Origin of the sequence: Merdibacter massiliensis (assembly GCF_900155395.1) — a bacterium.
Lineage (GTDB): Bacteria > Bacillota_I > Bacilli_A > Erysipelotrichales > Erysipelotrichaceae > Merdibacter > Merdibacter massiliensis.
The window spans coordinates 1-16,830 of the sequence record NZ_LT699724.1 but is presented as its reverse complement, the minus strand read 5'-3'; the positions used below and the strand labels follow the sequence as shown (position 1 = coordinate 16,830).

Annotated in this window: 15 protein-coding genes and 1 rRNA gene; 3 read left to right on the top strand and 13 right to left on the bottom strand. The window is 39.4% G+C overall.

Annotated elements, in window-relative coordinates:
• Positions 1-6 precede the first annotated feature (6 nt).
• From BQ9859_RS04895 to BQ9859_RS04870, 6 genes are all read right to left on the bottom strand, one after another.
• Positions 7-1,269 carry a tetratricopeptide repeat protein gene (locus tag BQ9859_RS04895; RefSeq protein ID WP_075877119.1) on the bottom strand — a complete coding sequence of 421 codons (1,263 nt, stop codon included), beginning with the start codon at positions 1,267-1,269 and terminating at the stop codon, positions 7-9.
• Between the two features lie 92 nt (positions 1,270-1,361).
• Positions 1,362-1,916 (bottom strand): serine O-acetyltransferase EpsC, encoded by a 555-nt coding sequence (epsC, locus tag BQ9859_RS04890; RefSeq protein WP_075877118.1) that lies wholly within the window; start codon positions 1,914-1,916, stop codon positions 1,362-1,364.
• The gene (cysK, locus tag BQ9859_RS04885; protein ID WP_407940073.1) at positions 1,916-2,797 is read right to left on the bottom strand and encodes a cysteine synthase A; all 882 of its coding nucleotides are present in this window, start codon (positions 2,795-2,797) and stop codon (positions 1,916-1,918) included. Before cysK ends, epsC begins: the two co-directional genes overlap by 1 nt.
• 429 nt (positions 2,798-3,226) lie before the next feature.
• Positions 3,227-3,979, bottom strand: coding sequence for an esterase family protein (locus BQ9859_RS04880; RefSeq protein WP_075877116.1), 753 nt, complete (start codon positions 3,977-3,979; stop codon positions 3,227-3,229).
• A gap of 4 nt (positions 3,980-3,983) precedes the next feature.
• Positions 3,984-5,183, bottom strand: coding sequence for an ATP-grasp domain-containing protein (locus tag BQ9859_RS04875; protein WP_075877115.1), 1,200 nt, complete (start codon positions 5,181-5,183; stop codon positions 3,984-3,986).
• A 250-nt stretch (positions 5,184-5,433) separates the two neighbouring features.
• Positions 5,434-6,690, bottom strand: coding sequence for an IS110 family RNA-guided transposase (locus tag BQ9859_RS04870; RefSeq protein WP_075876229.1), 1,257 nt, complete (start codon positions 6,688-6,690; stop codon positions 5,434-5,436).
• Positions 6,691-6,991: 301 nt separating this feature from the next.
• Here BQ9859_RS04870 and typA point away from each other — a divergent pair, with 301 nt between their 5' ends.
• Positions 6,992-8,827 carry a translational GTPase TypA gene (gene typA / locus BQ9859_RS04865; protein ID WP_075877114.1) on the top strand — a complete coding sequence of 612 codons (1,836 nt, stop codon included), beginning with the start codon at positions 6,992-6,994 and terminating at the stop codon, positions 8,825-8,827.
• Positions 8,828-9,091: 264 nt separating this feature from the next.
• Here the strand turns inward: typA and BQ9859_RS04860 are convergent, their stop codons facing one another.
• The 6 genes from BQ9859_RS04860 to BQ9859_RS04835 form a co-directional block, all read right to left on the bottom strand.
• Positions 9,092-9,505 (bottom strand): zinc ribbon domain-containing protein, encoded by a 414-nt coding sequence (locus tag BQ9859_RS04860; RefSeq protein ID WP_083662680.1) that lies wholly within the window; start codon positions 9,503-9,505, stop codon positions 9,092-9,094.
• Positions 9,506-9,567: 62 nt separating this feature from the next.
• A complete protein-coding gene (locus BQ9859_RS04855) occupies positions 9,568-10,524 on the bottom strand; it encodes a glycosyltransferase family 2 protein (protein ID WP_075877113.1) in 957 nt (318 codons plus the stop codon).
• Positions 10,521-11,267 carry an ABC transporter permease gene (locus BQ9859_RS04850; protein WP_075877112.1) on the bottom strand — a complete coding sequence of 249 codons (747 nt, stop codon included), beginning with the start codon at positions 11,265-11,267 and terminating at the stop codon, positions 10,521-10,523. The genes BQ9859_RS04855 and BQ9859_RS04850 overlap by 4 nt, the downstream gene beginning before the upstream one ends.
• A gap of 29 nt (positions 11,268-11,296) precedes the next feature.
• Positions 11,297-11,842, bottom strand: a complete 546-nt coding sequence (locus BQ9859_RS04845) for an SOS response-associated peptidase (protein WP_075877111.1) — start codon at positions 11,840-11,842, stop codon at positions 11,297-11,299.
• A gap of 1 nt (position 11,843) precedes the next feature.
• Positions 11,844-13,235 carry a tetratricopeptide repeat protein gene (locus BQ9859_RS04840; RefSeq protein ID WP_075877110.1) on the bottom strand — a complete coding sequence of 464 codons (1,392 nt, stop codon included), beginning with the start codon at positions 13,233-13,235 and terminating at the stop codon, positions 11,844-11,846.
• A gap of 12 nt (positions 13,236-13,247) precedes the next feature.
• On the bottom strand, positions 13,248-14,054 hold the full coding sequence (locus BQ9859_RS04835) for a putative manganese transporter (RefSeq protein ID WP_075877109.1): 807 nt from the start codon (positions 14,052-14,054) through the stop codon (positions 13,248-13,250).
• Positions 14,055-14,219: 165 nt separating this feature from the next.
• Here BQ9859_RS04835 and BQ9859_RS04830 point away from each other — a divergent pair, with 165 nt between their 5' ends.
• The gene (locus BQ9859_RS04830) at positions 14,220-15,497 is read left to right on the top strand and encodes an O-acetylhomoserine aminocarboxypropyltransferase/cysteine synthase family protein (protein ID WP_075877108.1); all 1,278 of its coding nucleotides are present in this window, start codon (positions 14,220-14,222) and stop codon (positions 15,495-15,497) included.
• Between the two features lies 1 nt (position 15,498).
• Complete coding sequence (locus tag BQ9859_RS04825) at positions 15,499-16,479, top strand: homoserine O-succinyltransferase (RefSeq protein ID WP_083662675.1); 981 nt, start codon at positions 15,499-15,501, stop codon at positions 16,477-16,479.
• A gap of 174 nt (positions 16,480-16,653) precedes the next feature.
• On the opposite strand, the gene rrf is transcribed toward BQ9859_RS04825, so the two are convergent.
• Positions 16,654-16,767: ribosomal RNA gene (gene rrf / locus BQ9859_RS04820) — 5S ribosomal RNA — on the bottom strand.
• Positions 16,768-16,830: the final 63 nt, after the last annotated feature.

The following is a 16,830-nucleotide window of genomic DNA, read 5'->3' as shown; positions in this document are numbered from 1 at the left end:
TCTTTTTTACTCAGTTTCTTCTTTTGGCATCGATCTTTCGATCATACCTAGATATTTTTGTGCTTTGTTTTTATAAGTGGTCGTATTTCCATATTGTACAACATAATCAAATTGGTCTTTAGCAGTCTCAAGATCTTTATTGATGAAAGCGATCATACCTAAATAATACCGAGCATTCACTTGTTGTAACCGCAGCTTCAGTTGCGGAAGTGCCTGACGATAATATGCTTCACATTGATCAAATCTCTCGTCCATCAAGTACAGCTTGTTCTGAATAGAAGCAATGCTTTCCTGTAGCAGCATGTTTCCAGCAGATCCTAAATTGACCCTTGTAGAACGTACTGACTCCAAAGTCCGCTCTAAAGCTGCGCGATCTCCCAATTGATAATTGGCTTCCGCCAATAATGTCTGATAGTTCAATTCCATGGAACTATTGCTTCTGTTTCTTGGCATCAATACCAAGGCATCCATCGCCAATTGCGGATCATCCAAACATAACATGCATTGCGCAAACAATAGATGCATTTTTAAATTAGAGCGTTTCCCGCGTTTAGAAAAAAGCAAGATGGCACTTGCACATGCGATAGGGTCGCATTCATCAAACAATAATGCATTGATAGGCATCACGCTTTGTGCCCGTAAGCGGAATACGTAAACGAACAAGATGCTATACGCAGCTAATAATAACAACATCAGCATCATATTTGGGATGATCAAAGCAACACATGCTAATGCAAGCAGGCCTAACACATAGATGATGGACCAGCGGTCACTTTCTTTTCGGCACTTGGATGCCAGTTCTTTGACATCTTCATTGAATGCATGATGCAGTCGATAAACTCTTTCTACTTCATTTCCATTTCCTTTTGGCAATGTCCGAAAGTTCTTAGAGGCTGCGTTATGTGCAGTGAACATGCCATAAAGACAAACCAACACCGATGGCAGCAGCAAAACAAGACCGGCAAGAATCAAAAATTGATAGAGCTGCACAAAAAAGAAAAGCATCAATATGATAAACGGACTGATATTGAATTTTATGATCAAGTAACGCAACAATAAGATTGCATTCACAAATGCTGCACCAATAAGCGCTCCTACAAGCCAGCGCAGTTCATAAACCTGCATGACGATTGTGATAGGAACCCAATCGTATATATTGCTCATTTCTTTTACAAAACTGTCATCTATCGTCAATCCAAACAAAACGCCACCAGCGATAGCCGCAATCAGCAGATACAGCAGATGTCGCTTGCATTCATATTTCCACATAAGACCCCTCCGAAATTTATACCGTGTACATCATATCATAACTATTGCTAAAAACACAACTAATGCAAAGTGAACAAAAAAGGTCGAAGCTCTTACTTCGACCCACTATTGTCCCTTTTCTCTTTTCTATTTGCTGGAATGATCCTTGCCGGAATCCCTACCGCAGTAGCACCTGCCGGTACATCTTGCAATACAACTGCATTTGCTCCAACTTTGGCTCCTTTATGAATCGTGATATTTCCCAGACACTTTGCACCAGCGCCAATCATCACTCCATCTTCCAAAGTTGGATGACGTTTTGTATGCTGCGTACCGGTTCCTCCTAAAGTCACACCATGATAAATCTGACAATCATCCCCAATTACCGCAGTTTCGCCAATCACAACGCCCATTCCATGGTCAATGAGAAACCCTTTGCCGATCTGAGCTCCCGGATGGATTTCAATACCGGTCCAAAAGCGAGCAATATTGGATATGAAACGTGCCAGGAAAAATAGATGCCGACAATAAAACCAATGTGCAATTCGATGGATACCGATTGCCTTGATATGCGGATAGAGCAGCAGCACCTCTATGCGTGAATGTGCCGCAGGATCATTTTCCATCGTTCGTTTGATATTATAAGCAGCATTCCGAAAAAAAGCCATTACGCAAACTCCACAAGAGACAAATATTTATCTGCACCATCCGGTGCAATCGTTACGATTTTTTTATCTGGATAATAGACAGAATAACGTTTGGCAGCAGCAATATTTGCACCGGAACTGATACCGACCAGAATACCGGTTTCACGGCCAAAAGCGATCATCGCTTCGACTGCTTCTTCATCGCTTACGACCGCGATATCGTCACATACGCTGGAATCAAAATTTTTCGGCACAAAATTGGCACCGATTCCTTGGATCTTATGCGGACCAGCATCTCTTCCGCTCAACAAGGCACTGGAAGCCGGTTCTACGGCTACACAAAGAATCGATCCATCTTTTTCTTTCAAGCGCTTCGATACACCGCTGAAAGTACCGCCTGTTCCAACTCCTGCAACAAACACTCCCACATCCGGCAGCTGCTTTAAGATTTCCACACCTGTCGTTTCATAATGTGCTTTCACATTATCCGGATTATCAAACTGCCCCAGCGTCACATAATGATCATTTTCTTTGATCAGTTCTTCCATCCGGTCAATGGCACCCTGCATTCCTTTTTTTCCATCACTTAAGACAAGTTGAGCCCCATATGCCTGTACTAATCTACGGCGTTCTACGCTCATCGTTTCCGGCATGACGATGACTACTTTCATTTTCAAGACAGCCCCTAACATTGCCAAGGCAATACCCGTATTCCCGCTCGTTGCTTCGATCAATGTGTGCTCTCTTGTAATTTCTCCCCGTTCTAAAGCACCTTTCAGCATGGCATAAACAGCACGGTCTTTTACGCTTCCGCCTGGGTTATATTTTTCTAATTTCACATATACATTGCTATCACCAATTTGAATCATTGGTGTATTTCCGATCAATTCAATTGCTTTCATTATTTTCCTCCTTCATCTGACTTCTACCAATTCACCTCCACATGACAACATCGTGGACAAAATAGGAATGTTCCAGATAAAGAATATCGATTCCAATGATATTTAAAAGTCATTTCCTATATGCCTCCTTACCATTTTATACATTATGCCATAAATCCATAAAAAATGACAATTGATTTGATTTAAAAAATGAAAAAATGCAAATTAATGTAAAACTTATGAAAGTTTTCTGCTTTTTTTCTGTATTCACATAATTTAACATGGTTTTATGATAATTTAACGGGTGATATTTCCTATACTATAACTGAGCTTAAAAAAAGAGCTCAATTCTTCATAATCAATTTTCCCTTTCTTTTTAACTAAGTATAATGTTGAACAAAAGCAGCGTTCCCCTCGCTGCTTTTGTTCTTTTTATTTTATTGTCTGCATCTATACCAAAAATTGCAAGAAATATACGATCTGACGTCTCCACCAAGGCCAGTCGTGATTCACATCATATCCCCAAAAATCGATCCACGCATTGATCCCTTTGCGGCTGCATACATCTTCCATTCGATGCATATGATCGATCATCGGTTCTTCCCATGCACCCTGTCCGCAGCATAAAATGATCTCACTTTCATTATACATTTGGATATAAGGATGATCTAATGGCATGTTCTGCAAAAAATTCAAAGGTGAATTTGCATACGTCAGATCATCATGATAATCATGGAAAAAGTAATCACTTTGAAATAAACCGCTCAAAGAAAGAACTTTATCAAATAAATCTGGACGGCGCATCATGCAATTCACTGCATGATACCCTCCCATGCTCGCTCCTGTCGTCATCAGTTTTCCTGCTCGAAGACCACAATCGGCTTCATTCCAATCTAAGATCATTGGTACCAGCTCATCACAAATATAATGAAAATAGGCTTCCTGACGTTCGATCCTCCAACGTGGATCTCCATATTGATTTGACCATGTTTCCTCATCGATGGAATCGCAGCAGAAAACTTGAATACGCCCTTCATTGATATATTCTGCCATCGCATCGATCATGCCGAAGGCTTTCCAATCTCCATGTTTCCCATCTTGTGGAGGAAATACCAAACATGGTTTTCCGCCATGACCATATACGCTGACCTCCATTTCTTTCTGCAAACACTGACTGTAATGCTTACTATATTGTTCTTTCATTTTTTCATTCCTCCTTCATTTCATCTACAAAGGCGGCAAATGTTTGTGCATCCTCTTCTTTTTCAAAATTTGCCGTATACATTTGATTGCCCATTGCATCCGAAAGAGCCTGCGGCATCCGTTCTTGCATAACGATATGCGAACCATATTTTTCCAAGATCTCTTCATGCGTATGAACATATTGTCTTCCATCTCTTCGTGACACAAAGATACAGACATACGGACGTATTGCAGGCAGGATGAAATCGGTACGATCTTTTGTTACCATATCTGCCCAAATAGAGTAGATATCTGCATTATTGGCAAAATCCATCATATCCGTCGTATAGCCTCCCGGAGGACGCATATTGACTTCCAATCCAACATAATCCCCTTTTTTACCAATCCCTTTTTTATCCTGTAAAAGCTTAAAAAACTCAAAATGATAAAAACGACTGCCTCCTGGGAATGTTTTAACAGCACGTTGTCCCAATTTCTTTAATTTAGGATCGATTTCTTTTGCACTAAAATAAACCAAATGATCCTGCGTATTTACGATATCCATGATCGGCGTTGGAAAAATATGCGACGTATCAAAAATCACTTCTTTTTTAGAATTCATGATACCATCATAAGAAATGATCATGCCCGGAATAAATTCTTCCATGATATAAGGAATGTCCGGTTTTTGTTCGTAAAAAGCCCTTAATTCCTGCTCATTGGACAAACGATATGTTTTTGCTGCACCTACACCTGTATCCGGCTTGACAATGACTGGAAAGCCGACCGTATCAATGAATGCCTTGCCCTCTTCAAATGTCGTTACCATATGATAACGAGCAGTCGGTATCTTCGCTTTTGCATAATACTTTTTCATCTTTGATTTGCTGCGGATTTCCCATACTTCTTCGCTTTGATAACCAGTCGTCACATGAAAATCGCTGCGCAGACGGGCATCTTGTGCTAACCAATACTCATTATTGGATTCGATCCAGTCGATCTTTCCATAACGAAATGAGAAATAAGCGACAGCACGAAACATTTCATCATAATTTTCCATATTGTCGACACGATAATATTCCTGTAGGGATTCTTTTACATGATCATCTAAGTCATCATATGGCGTGTCTCCGATACCTAGGACGCAAACGCCCCGTTGTTTTAAACGATTGCAGAAATTCCAATATGTTTTTGGAAATTGTGGCGATATAAATATAAAATTCATAAACAACTCCCCTTTTGATATTTTTTTCATTATAGCACAATTTTTATCATTCCAAAAAACATCTCAGCTTTCACAGGATCCAATCTAAGCCAAAAGTAGGCTGTATCCAATTGTTTTCCGTCGAAATTTCATTGTATTTATCAGCTTTTAGGTATATGATATATACTGTTTATTATTGAGGTGAAAGTGTGAATAAAAATGCGCAAAAAGGGCCGACTTAAAAACAGGAGGTAAAAGATATCGAAAAAATTTATAAGTTGACTGGAATAGAAGAAATATCAATGCCAGATTGTTTTAAAAAGTTCAATGCTTTTTCAACTGTAAGTGAAGGATTGGCGTTTGGTTTTGGATCCATAAAGGATTCATGGTCACATGGATTAAATTCTTCTCCTGTAAGGATCATGTGGTAGATGCTGACCAGCATCATGCGTGCGATCGCAATGATTGCTTTCTTATGACCTCGTCGTTTCTTGATATTGGAATACTTTCTTCCAAAATAAGATGTCTTATCTTTGATGGCCGATAAAGCACATTGGACAAGCAGAGGTTTGAGATACTGTCCAGCTTTTGAGATACGGACTGACTTTTTCTTGCCGGCACTCTCGTTGTTGGCAGGAGAAAGTCCGGCCCAACTGACAAGCTGTTTGTCGGATTCGAACTGAGACATATCAATTCCTATTTCAGAGATGATAAGAATAGCAGATAAAGCACTGATTCCTTTTATTTGTGTGATGTGCTGAAAAGATCTGCGAAAAGGATACGCACGCTTAATCAATTCCACTTCGCATGAATCAATGAGCTGATCTAAATATTCCATATGATCCAAAGATTTTTCCATCTTGAATCGTTGATCCGATTCAATGTGATAGCCATGAAGAGAGTCCAGTATCTTATCTTTGTTCTTACAGTTTTTGTGAACGAGCTTTAGGATCTTGTCATCATCGATCACATTGGATTTCATGACTTCTTTCATAATGTTGGAAGCCGTCTTGCCAAAAGGATCTGAAACAACAGAAGCCAGACCGACATTAGAAATGGTCATACAGTTTTGATAACGATTCCGTTCTGAAGAACGCATGCAGACCAGTTTGTATCTGTAACGTGCGATCTCACGCATCTCCCGAATTTCTTTGGGAGGGATAAACGAAAACTTGATCAGATCATGTTTGAAGAGATCACAGATCCATTTGGAATCTTTCTTATCTGTCTTCTTGCCTTTGATGGCTTTGACATACTTGGGGTGAGTTAAATGGACATTGGTCTCATCTTCAAGAATGTTAAAGATCGGGATCCAGTATTTACCGGTAGACTCCATACAGACATCAGAACAGTGATGAGATCGCAGCCAATCCTTTAAACGGTATAGGTCGGAGTTTAAAGTGGAGAAGGATCGTTGGAAGTATTCTGTAATGTTGGTCTTTCTATCGGTGATCCCAATAGTAGCGACAACCAGGTTTTTGTGAACATCCATGCCACAACAGTTGAAACGAACGATTTTCATTACCATAAAAAAACTCCTTTCATGCAAAAGGAGAGGTGGCATTGACTGTCATCAAAGCGAATCGACAACAGTTGATTGAACAATCATAAGTGTCCAGGCTCAAAGTCCTACTTATTTGTGCTTGAGATGATGACGGCAACTTATATATATACAGGATATTCAATTGAGTAGAATTCCTACTCACCTCCACGTGCTCTGTAGTGTACCACCTCTCTTATATGGTAACACGAAAAAATGAGACGTGTGAGATTTATTGATGAAATATTTGTGTCCGCGCGACCTTAGGCGCGGGGAAATGGAGGAATATATGAGCGAAAAAGAAAAGATTATCAATATAGCCGTCATTGCCCATGTCGATGCCGGTAAATCTACATTGGTAGATGCATTTCTACGTCAAAGCGATGTATTTCGTTCCAACGAAGAAGTTGTAGATTGCGTCATGGACAGTAACGATCTGGAACGGGAACGCGGTATCACGATCTATTCTAAAAACTGTTCCGTCATTCATAAGGGTGTGAAGATCAATATCGTAGATACACCAGGCCATGCTGATTTTTCCAGCGAGGTAGAGCGGATCATCAAGACCGTTGATACCGTCATCTTGCTGGTTGATTCAAGCGAAGGACCTATGCCGCAGACACGTTTTGTTCTCAGCAAAGCTTTGGAATACGGACTTAAGCCGATCTTATTGATCAATAAGATCGATAAAAAAGATCAGCGTGCACAAGAAGTCGTGGATGAAGTCTATGAGTTATTCTTAGATCTCAATGCAACGGATGAACAATTAGATTTTCCTATCTTGTACGGAATTGCTCGCGAAGGCATCGTGCAGTATGATATGGATACTCCAAGCGACAGCATCGAACCTTTATTTGAAACGATCTTGCGCCATTGTCAGCCATATCCTGATTTAGATGAAGAACCGTTGCAAATGCAGGTATCCGCATTAGCATATGATGAATATATCGGACGATTAGGCATCGGCCGTATCTTCCAAGGTACTTTAAAGGCACAAGAACCCATTGTTGTATGTGACGATAAAGGAAATGAACGCAGCAAACAGATCTCACAGATCTTTGTATATAAAGGATTGACACGCGTCAGCGTTGATGAAGCACACAGCGGTGATATCGTCGTTGTCGCAGGTATACCGGACATTTCCATTGGCGAGACGCTTTGTATCAAAGATCATATTCTGCCAATGGAGAGCATTGAAATTGAAGAACCGACATTGAGCATGAATTTTCATGTCAATAAAAGTCCATTTGCTGGAAAGAGCGGAAAATATGTTACCTCCAGAAATTTAAAAGAGCGTTTGGAACGTGAACTGGAAGTCAATGTTGGTCTTAAAGTGGAACCAACCGATTCTGCTGATTGTTTCAAAGTAAGCGGCCGCGGCGAGCTGCACATTTCCATTTTGATTGAAAATATGCGTCGTGAAGGTTATGAATTAGCTGTATCAAAACCGGAAGTTATCTTACACAAAGATGAGAATGGTGTAAAAGTAGAACCGGTGGAAGAAGTCGTAGCAATCGTGCCAAGCGAATATGAAGGTACGGTCATCAGCAAGTTGAATTTACGAAAAGGTATCTTGATGGATATGGAAGAAGAAAACGGATATGCGCGTATTACATATCACGCACCTACACGCGGTCTGTTAGGTTATCGAAACGAATTTATCAATGATACACATGGCGAAGGTACGCTTGTACGCCGTATCGTTGGATATGAACCATATAAAGGAGAGATTCCTCAGCGTGCCAATGGCGCTATGATCTCTACAGAGACAGGCACTGCCATGACTTATGCATTATGGAACCTGCAAGAACGCGGCACATTGTTCATTTCCCCGCAGACAGAAGTTTATGAAGGAATGATCATCGGTGTCAGTGCAAAGAACATCGACCTTGACGTCAACCCGTTAAAGAATAAAAAACTGACTGCTATTCGTTCTAGCGGACGAGATGAAGCTATGTTATTGACCCCGCCAAAGATCCTTTCTTTAGAGGAAGCACTGGAATTCATCAACGATGATGAATTAGTTGAAGTTACACCGGATGCAATTCGTTTACGCAAAAAAGGATTGACACCAAATGATCGCCGTCAGCTTTACCGTGAAAAGATGAGCGCACGTGAAGATTAATATTACAGTGATACAGAACATCTGTATCACTTTTTTTTATGGGCCATGCATTACGCCACATTAAAATGATCAGATACATTGGGTATTGCATTTTATTTTCCTGAAAACAAAGATAGCAGCGATATCAAAGTTTAGATATAAATCATTATTATTGGATAAAATAAAGAAACGAGAACTTTTTCAGGTGAAAACACCTCATCAAGTTCAGATAAAAAATTGCTTTTCGTTCAATCCTACATAAAAAAACCTGCAGAATGCAGGTTATCATGATCTTGCATCAAAACGTGTTGCACATTTTGGACATTTGATCGTAATTCTACCTTTTCCTTTTGGTACACGCAATCGCTGGTGACAATGTGGGCAATAAAAATATCGATACTGTTTTCCATCACGAATACGTAAATACCATCCTGAAAAAAATCGCCGAAAAGGCATGCTTATTTTAAGATACCGCTCATTTTCTTTACGTCTTGCTTCATAATTTTTTGATAATACGCGCGCGTACAATATGATCAGCAATACCAATGTGATGCAAATCAAAATGACATTTCGCCAAAATAATGAAATGACAAGCAGAATCGTAATGAGGAACGAAAGAAAACGTCCAAATTGATCTACACCATAACGTCCATATAAATAACGAGACAGTGCATAACGCAATTTATCCATAAATTTCATCTTGCTTATTCCTTTCCTTTTGATTTTCATTATAACATTGTTGTTACAAACTTTCTACTGGGCTAAGCTTGATCTTTTTCTTCGATCAAAAGCTTTTTTCCAAACTTTATCTTTGCACAGCCTCGCCACAGGTGATACGCAATCTGAAGAATGAGAGGCAGTCCATCCAACTTTAAATAAGGCAATGGATACTTTACGATCTCACTTCGTTTTACAAAAAAAATCATGGTATAGATCATCAACATATCACTCGTATAGTAATTATATAGATTATATGCATGTAAAAAAGGGAAAGCTTCATTGATCATACGTTCCTGTTCTTCAAAAGCACGACGCATTTCACAGACAATCGGCATATCCAATGCCAACAATCCATTTTGATTCATGATGGAACCTTTGCGCTGTACATAGTGATAAAACCGATCAGGCATGGTGACGATGCGATTTGCTTTTATGAAAAGGCGATATGTAGTGTAAACATCTTCAAATCGGCAACTGGGAAATCTAATATCTTTCCATAAAGACGTCCGGTACAATTTTCCCCATGCAAAATTTGAAACAGTGCGATTATGCAGTAATGCTTTGATTGCATCTACTGGTTCCCATACTTGATATTTCGGCGCCCTTCTGCATAGAGAAAAAAAAGGATAATCCATTCGATAAGATCCTATTACCAGATCGGCCTGTTCTTTCATAGCACACTGTATCATTTTTTCGACCATATCAAGTTCAATATAATCATCACTGTCTACAAAAAGAAGATATTCGCCAGCTGCTTTTTCTATTCCAAAATTTCGTGTTTTACTTAGACCTTCATTTTTCTTTGTAAAATAACGAATTTGCTGATACCGTGTTTGATATTGCTCACATATGAGATCACTGTCATCACTTGAACCATCATTGATCAATAAAATTTCAATTAAGGAATATGTCTGATTGACTAAAGAAGACAAACAACGTTCGATATATTTCCTCACGTTATAAACTGGTACGATGATGCTGACTAATCCTTGTTTCATGATACTTCCCCCCTACACAATACTGCTAACAGGCGTTTTAATATTTGATCTGAAACAAACAATAACAATATGATCCAGCCTGTCCAAGCCATGACCGTCACTAAATCAAAATTCAATCGTGCCAGCTGCATTTGCCTGCCCACGCCTGTTCCTACTTGTCCTAGTATTTCTGCCATCACCCCTACCTTGAAAGACATAGCAATACCGTTACAGATGCTTGCGCTGATTGCTGGACGCAATAACGGTAAATAAACTTGTAAAATTGACTCTTTCATTTTTTTGGGATATATCTTTAATACATTTAGATAGGAACGCTGCAACTCCTTTAATGCCTCGTATAAAGTTTGATAGATCATTGGAAATAAGATCAAAAAACTGATGATGATCGAACTGCTGTTGCGGGAACACCAATAAAGGATCAACAAGATGTAAGAAATATTCGGTACGCTTCGCATCAGTAATAATACTGGGGAAAATACATTGGCAAACCATGTATGCTTCCATGCAAAATAAGCAAAGCCAAATGCTGATAAAAATGCAAGGGACAATCCAAAGATCGAACGTAACGCGGTCGCAATGACAGCTTCGTAAAATGACAGATCCTGCAATAAAGCAATCATGGCTACAAAGACCTGTTCAGGTCCAGGAAGGATAAAACTGTAACCAACCAAGATCGATGCTGCTTTCCACAGGAACAACAATATAAAAACAGATAATACGATAATCTTATTCTTTCCTTTCATACAGATCCCCTTCTTTGCTTTTTTGCTGCTTATTTTTCTGTTTGCTCTATCTTCAGCCTGCTATTTAAGACAGGTATGCCTTGTTCCCCGTGCAAATAGGCCTGCATACCTTTAGAATCTAATATTATCGGCATGCGATCATGTAAATATGCCAGCTTGCCGGCTGCTTTCTTTGTCAATACACAGACTTCTTTGTATTCATTAAAGATTGCTGCCAAGTAAATGCGATCACTAGATGGATGATAGATCCGCATTTTCTGTTTTTTTCCATCTACTAATTTCCATTCGTAATATCCATTACAAGGAAGAACACAGCGATAATGAGCATAAGGAGAAAACATTTTTTTCTCTTGCAGTGTTTCTAGCCGCGCATTGATGACACGCTTTTTCTGATAACGAAATCCCCAACTTCCGATTGCTGCCTGGATCATGTCTTGCCGTGCATAAAAATATAAAACGGGCTGTGAAGGAAAGACCTCCCCATCGCGCATTTGATCAATTGCAGCAAGCATTTCTTTTGAAATAGGCGGATCTTCATCCTTAGGTTCATATAGGAATTGATAACGGCCACACATATCATTTTACCTCAGCTTTTTGTTTTTCTTCACAATCTTGACATAATGGAATGAGCCATTCTTGATCAAATCCTAATTCCTCAGCTTTTTTCAGGTAGGCGATGGCTTTGTCCTGTTGTTCCAACTGATAATAACACCACCCGATCATTGCTTCGCAATAAGGATCTTCTTCAATGGCCAGCGCTTTTTGAAACATCTTTACAGCTGCCTCATAATATTCCATTCCCGCCAGATTCCATCCATATTCGCATAAGATCCATGTATCATTTGGATGAGCATGCAATAATTTTTCCAATACTGCGATTGCCTCGCTTTGACGTCTTGCACGGCCAAGATCATGTGCCAATAAATAATCAAATTCATCTGAATAAATCGATGCATCTGTGTTTTGAATGATGGGAATCGATTGATCATACTGCTGCACATCACTGTAAGCACGTGCTGCTTGATAACGAATCCATGCTTCTCCTCCATATTCATGCAGACCTTTCTCCACGATATCTAACAGATGGCTGGGATCTTGCATCAAGGAGGCGACATCGATCATTTCTTGATACAGCCAACGACGATCCTCATAATTATCAAAAGCTCTTTGATAATACGTCAACGCTCTTTGAAAGCATAGCTCGGCTTGTTCATTCTGATCTAAACTTTGATAGACACGGCCCATATACTGATATAACAGGGTATCATCTCTTCCTAAAAGGTGCGCATCATTCAAATCGGATCGTGCTTGTTCATACTGCTGCAAATAATATTGACATATTCCTTTATGCAAAGCAATTTCACTGCGTAATTCTTCAGCATGGATCTTTTCATAAAGTGATAAAGCTTCTTCATAACGTGCATCTTTTTCCAAACACTGGGCAATCATTAACTGATAGTAAGGCTCATTTGATAGTGCAAATGCTTTTTCATATATCTCTTTTGCTTTTGCATACTGCTCCATCGTAATTAATAAATCCCCGCATTCTTCCATATAGCCGAGATGATCAGGAACATCAAGCAATGCGTTTTCAATTTCTTCATATGCTTCTTCATATTCTTTTCTTTCACGATGAGCAATGCACATCTCGTAATGGATCCAAGATTCATCAAATTCAAGATCCAATGCATGATAGAAACAATCCAACGCTTTGTCATACTCCATACATCGATTATACGTACATCCTAATTGTGCATACATCCATCCATCTTTCTCAAATACACGTAATCCGGTCAATAAATAGCTCTTTGCATTCTCATAATCATGAAACTGATTGTACATCCATCCCATGTTTGCGAAATAAAAAGGTTCCTCATATGCATATCCTTTAAACTTTTTTAAATAAGTAAATGCATCTTCATAATTCCCTAAATCGATCAAGGAATGGAAATGCTCTTTGTAATCCATACGATCACTCCTTTAAAACAATAAACAACCACACAATGCAGAGACGAATAAAACAGCAGCGCAAAAGAATACAGTTTTCCAACTTTGCGACCGTAATAAGATCATAAAACCAAGACCGGCATTGCAGCATAAACCGCAAAACAACGCCCCAGCCTCAATAAAACCATGAAAAAACAATTCACACAGCAAGACGCTGGAAGCACAATTGGGAATAAAACCGATCAAAGCACAAAGAACGGGCTGCAGCCATCCTAAGTTTTCCATGAATAAGGAGATGCTTTCTGCAGTAAACTGCTCCATGATAAAAGAAAGCAGCAAAGAAAAAATAAAAATGTAGACGGTAACTGATAATGTACGCTGGATGACTTCTTGCCAAAAATGATGACAATGTACATCTTCCACAAAACGATCTCGCTTATCCTGATGGAAATGGAAACGTGTCAGCAGGTCGATCAGATACCCGATCAACATGCCGAATATCACTTTGGCAATCAGTAATTTCCATAATAAATCAAAGCTTTGCGGACGTGCTAACAGCATAGGAATTGCTTCATCGCTGGTCGAAAAGAAAACTGCGATCAATGTGCCGATTGAGATAGAAGAATTCAAATACAAACATGCCGCCATCACGCTGAATCCACACTGGGGAATCACACCCAAGATTGCACCAATAGATGGACCTAGATATTTATATCGTTGTATTAACCGGTGGAATCTATAAGCATCTTTTTGTTCCACATAGGTCAATAATACATATGTTAAAAATAAAAAAGGAATTAAACGAAGTGTATCTACCACAACATCTGAGATTAGTTCCATATAACACATCCTTCCGTAAAAGACATTATACATGAAATGAGGAAAAAAAGCGAACATGCCACTTCTTCATCATTCGGAAACGAAAAGAAAAGGATTTACAAAAGGCATTGAAAGTCATTTACAAAAAGTGTAAAATCATTTCATACGATATAAGGAGGAAGAAATATGAATATAGATACAAAATGCCTACATACCGGCTATGAACCTCATAATGGGGAACCACGTCAAGTACCGATTTATCAGAGTACGACCTTTAAATATGATAGCAGTGAAGAGATGGGCAAACTGTTCGATCTTGAAAAATCCGGATATTTCTACACACGTCTGCAAAACCCTACAAATGATACAGTTGCGGCACGTATCGCCGCAATGGAGGGTGGTGTTGCCGGCATGTTGACTTCTTCTGGTCAAGCTGCCAATTTCTTTGCGGTATTCAATATTTGCGAGGCAGGCGACCATTTCATTGCTTCTAGTGCCATTTATGGTGGTACTTATAATCTGTTTGGTGTAACAATGAAAAAAATGGGTATTGAATGCACTTTTGTCGATCCACAGATCAGTGAAGAAGATTTACAAAAATGTTTTAAAGAAAATACGAAATGTGTCTTTGGTGAAACGATCACTAATCCGACTGTGAGCATCTTCGATATTGAAAAATTTGCAAAAATCGCCCACAAGAACGGTGTTCCTTTGATCATCGACAATACATTCGCAACACCGATCAATTGCCGTCCAATTGAATGGGGCTGTGATATCGTTACTCATTCTACAACAAAATATATGGATGGACACGGTGTTTCTGTCGGCGGCGCCATTGTGGACAGCGGCAACTTCGACTGGAGCGCACACGCTGAGAAATTCCCTGGATTGACTACACCTGATGCATCTTACCACGGCATTACTTATACCGAAAAATTTGGAAAATTGGCTTATATCACAAAAGCGACCAGTCAATTGATGCGCGATCTGGGATCCATTCAATCTCCGCAAAATGCATTCTATCTTAATCTGGGATTGGAATCTCTTGCTGTACGTATGAAACGTCATTGTGAAAATGCACTAGCCGTTGCCAAATTCTTAGAAAACTGTGAAGATGTAGCGTGGGTAAAATATGCAGGGCTCGAAAATGATGAGAACTATGCACTTGCCCAAAAATATTGTCCTAACGGTACTTGCGGCGTTTTGGCATTTGCTTTGAAAGGAAGCAGAGAAAAAGCAGAAAAATTTATGGATTCTTTGAAGCTGGCTATCATCGCAACACATGTAGCCGACGCTCGCACTTGTTTATTACATCCAGCAAGCCATACACATCGTCAATTGACAGATGAGCAATTAAAAGAGGCAGGCATTGATAAAGATCTAATTCGTTTCTCTGTCGGACTAGAAGATGCACAAGATATCATCGCCGATCTAAAACAAGCACTGGCCGCTAGCGAGGCATAAAATGCCAATCAATATACCAAAAGATCTTCCGGCAAAAGAAATATTAGAAAGCGAAAAGATATTTGCCATCGATGATTCAGATGCATCAAAACAAGATATCCGTCCACTCAAATTAGTCATATTGAATCTGATGCCAAAAAAAATCGAAACTGAGACCCAAATCTTGCGATTGATCAGCAAATCACCATTGCAAGTAGATATCGATTTTCTGATGGTTAAAAGCCATGAGGCAAAAAATACCAGTCACGACCATTTAGTAAAATTCTATGACACATTTGATCACTTACACAACCAGTTCTATGATGGGATGATCATTACTGGAGCACCTGTTGAGCAGCTTGCTTTCGAAGAGGTTGATTATTGGAAAGAATTAATGGATATCATGGAATGGTCAAAGACGCATGTCTTTTCCACGGTCCATATTTGCTGGGGTGCGCAAGCAGGCCTTTATTACCATTATGGAATTCAGAAAAAACTGCTTCCAGAAAAAGTATTTGGTATATTCCCTGAAACATTAGTAGATGAGTATGATTTTTTAACCAACGGGTTTGATGAAATTCATTTCACTCCCCATTCCAGACATACGGCAATTGATGAAGAAGCATTAAGGAAAGTTAAAACCTTGTCCATTTTATCCAAAAACAAGACAATAGGTTCCAATATCATCGTGACCAAGGATTATCGTCAGATTTTCCTGATTGGGCATTTTGAATATGGTAAAGATACACTCGCGCAAGAATACTGGCGTGATGTACATCTAGGCAAACCAATCCATATTCCTTACAACTACTTTCCAAATGATGATCCAAAGAAAGAGCCTTTATTAAAATGGCGTTCTCACGCCAATCTTCTTTATCGTAACTGGTTAAACTATGTATATCAAGTTACACCGTATGTAATTGAAAAGATTGGTGATATTCGAGTTCCGATTGGAACGGGCGAAAAAGATGCCCATGGATACTCCCACGCATTTCGTAAATAAAAATTATAAAAGGATTGTTTCCTTATAGAAGATGTATTGATCCATCATTGTTCAACTTTCTGGAGCTCTGCAATTCATCTAATCAAGAAACAATCCTTTTCATTTGCTTTCTACATCAGAAACTATATTTGAAAAGCGAAAAAAAAGCGACCACAAAGTGATCGCAAAGGAAGAGACCGGCAACGTGCTATCTTCGCAGGGGCAGGCCCAACTATTGTCGCCGCTGGAGTGCTTAACTTCTGTGTTCGGTATGAGGACAGGTGTGTCCACTCCGCCTTCATCACCGGATCTCTTTCCTTGAGAGTCAGCCTCTCAAAACCGAATAACAGCTCGACTTCAGATCAAGTCCTC

What these genes read in the sequence shown, in the direction of transcription:
- cysK (WP_407940073.1), bottom strand. Translation starts at nt 2,797, where the DNA reads ATGAAAGCAATTGAATTGATCGGAAATACACCAATGATTCAAATTGGT.
- epsC (WP_075877118.1), bottom strand. Translation starts at nt 1,916, where the DNA reads ATGGCTTTTTTTCGGAATGCTGCTTATAATATCAAACGAACGATGGAA.
- BQ9859_RS04825 (WP_083662675.1), top strand. Translation starts at nt 15,499, where the DNA reads ATGCCAATCAATATACCAAAAGATCTTCCGGCAAAAGAAATATTAGAA.
- BQ9859_RS04860 (WP_083662680.1), bottom strand. Translation starts at nt 9,505, where the DNA reads ATGAAATTTATGGATAAATTGCGTTATGCACTGTCTCGTTATTTATAT.
- typA (WP_075877114.1), top strand. Translation starts at nt 6,992, where the DNA reads ATGAGCGAAAAAGAAAAGATTATCAATATAGCCGTCATTGCCCATGTC.
- BQ9859_RS04855 (WP_075877113.1), bottom strand. Translation starts at nt 10,524, where the DNA reads ATGAAACAAGGATTAGTCAGCATCATCGTACCAGTTTATAACGTGAGG.
- BQ9859_RS04895 (WP_075877119.1), bottom strand. Translation starts at nt 1,269, where the DNA reads ATGTGGAAATATGAATGCAAGCGACATCTGCTGTATCTGCTGATTGCG.
- BQ9859_RS04840 (WP_075877110.1), bottom strand. Translation starts at nt 13,235, where the DNA reads ATGGATTACAAAGAGCATTTCCATTCCTTGATCGATTTAGGGAATTAT.
- BQ9859_RS04830 (WP_075877108.1), top strand. Translation starts at nt 14,220, where the DNA reads ATGAATATAGATACAAAATGCCTACATACCGGCTATGAACCTCATAAT.
- BQ9859_RS04870 (WP_075876229.1), bottom strand. Translation starts at nt 6,690, where the DNA reads ATGGTAATGAAAATCGTTCGTTTCAACTGTTGTGGCATGGATGTTCAC.
- BQ9859_RS04835 (WP_075877109.1), bottom strand. Translation starts at nt 14,054, where the DNA reads ATGGAACTAATCTCAGATGTTGTGGTAGATACACTTCGTTTAATTCCT.
- BQ9859_RS04850 (WP_075877112.1), bottom strand. Translation starts at nt 11,267, where the DNA reads ATGAAAGGAAAGAATAAGATTATCGTATTATCTGTTTTTATATTGTTG.
- BQ9859_RS04875 (WP_075877115.1), bottom strand. Translation starts at nt 5,183, where the DNA reads ATGAATTTTATATTTATATCGCCACAATTTCCAAAAACATATTGGAAT.
- BQ9859_RS04845 (WP_075877111.1), bottom strand. Translation starts at nt 11,842, where the DNA reads ATGTGTGGCCGTTATCAATTCCTATATGAACCTAAGGATGAAGATCCG.
- BQ9859_RS04880 (WP_075877116.1), bottom strand. Translation starts at nt 3,979, where the DNA reads ATGAAAGAACAATATAGTAAGCATTACAGTCAGTGTTTGCAGAAAGAA.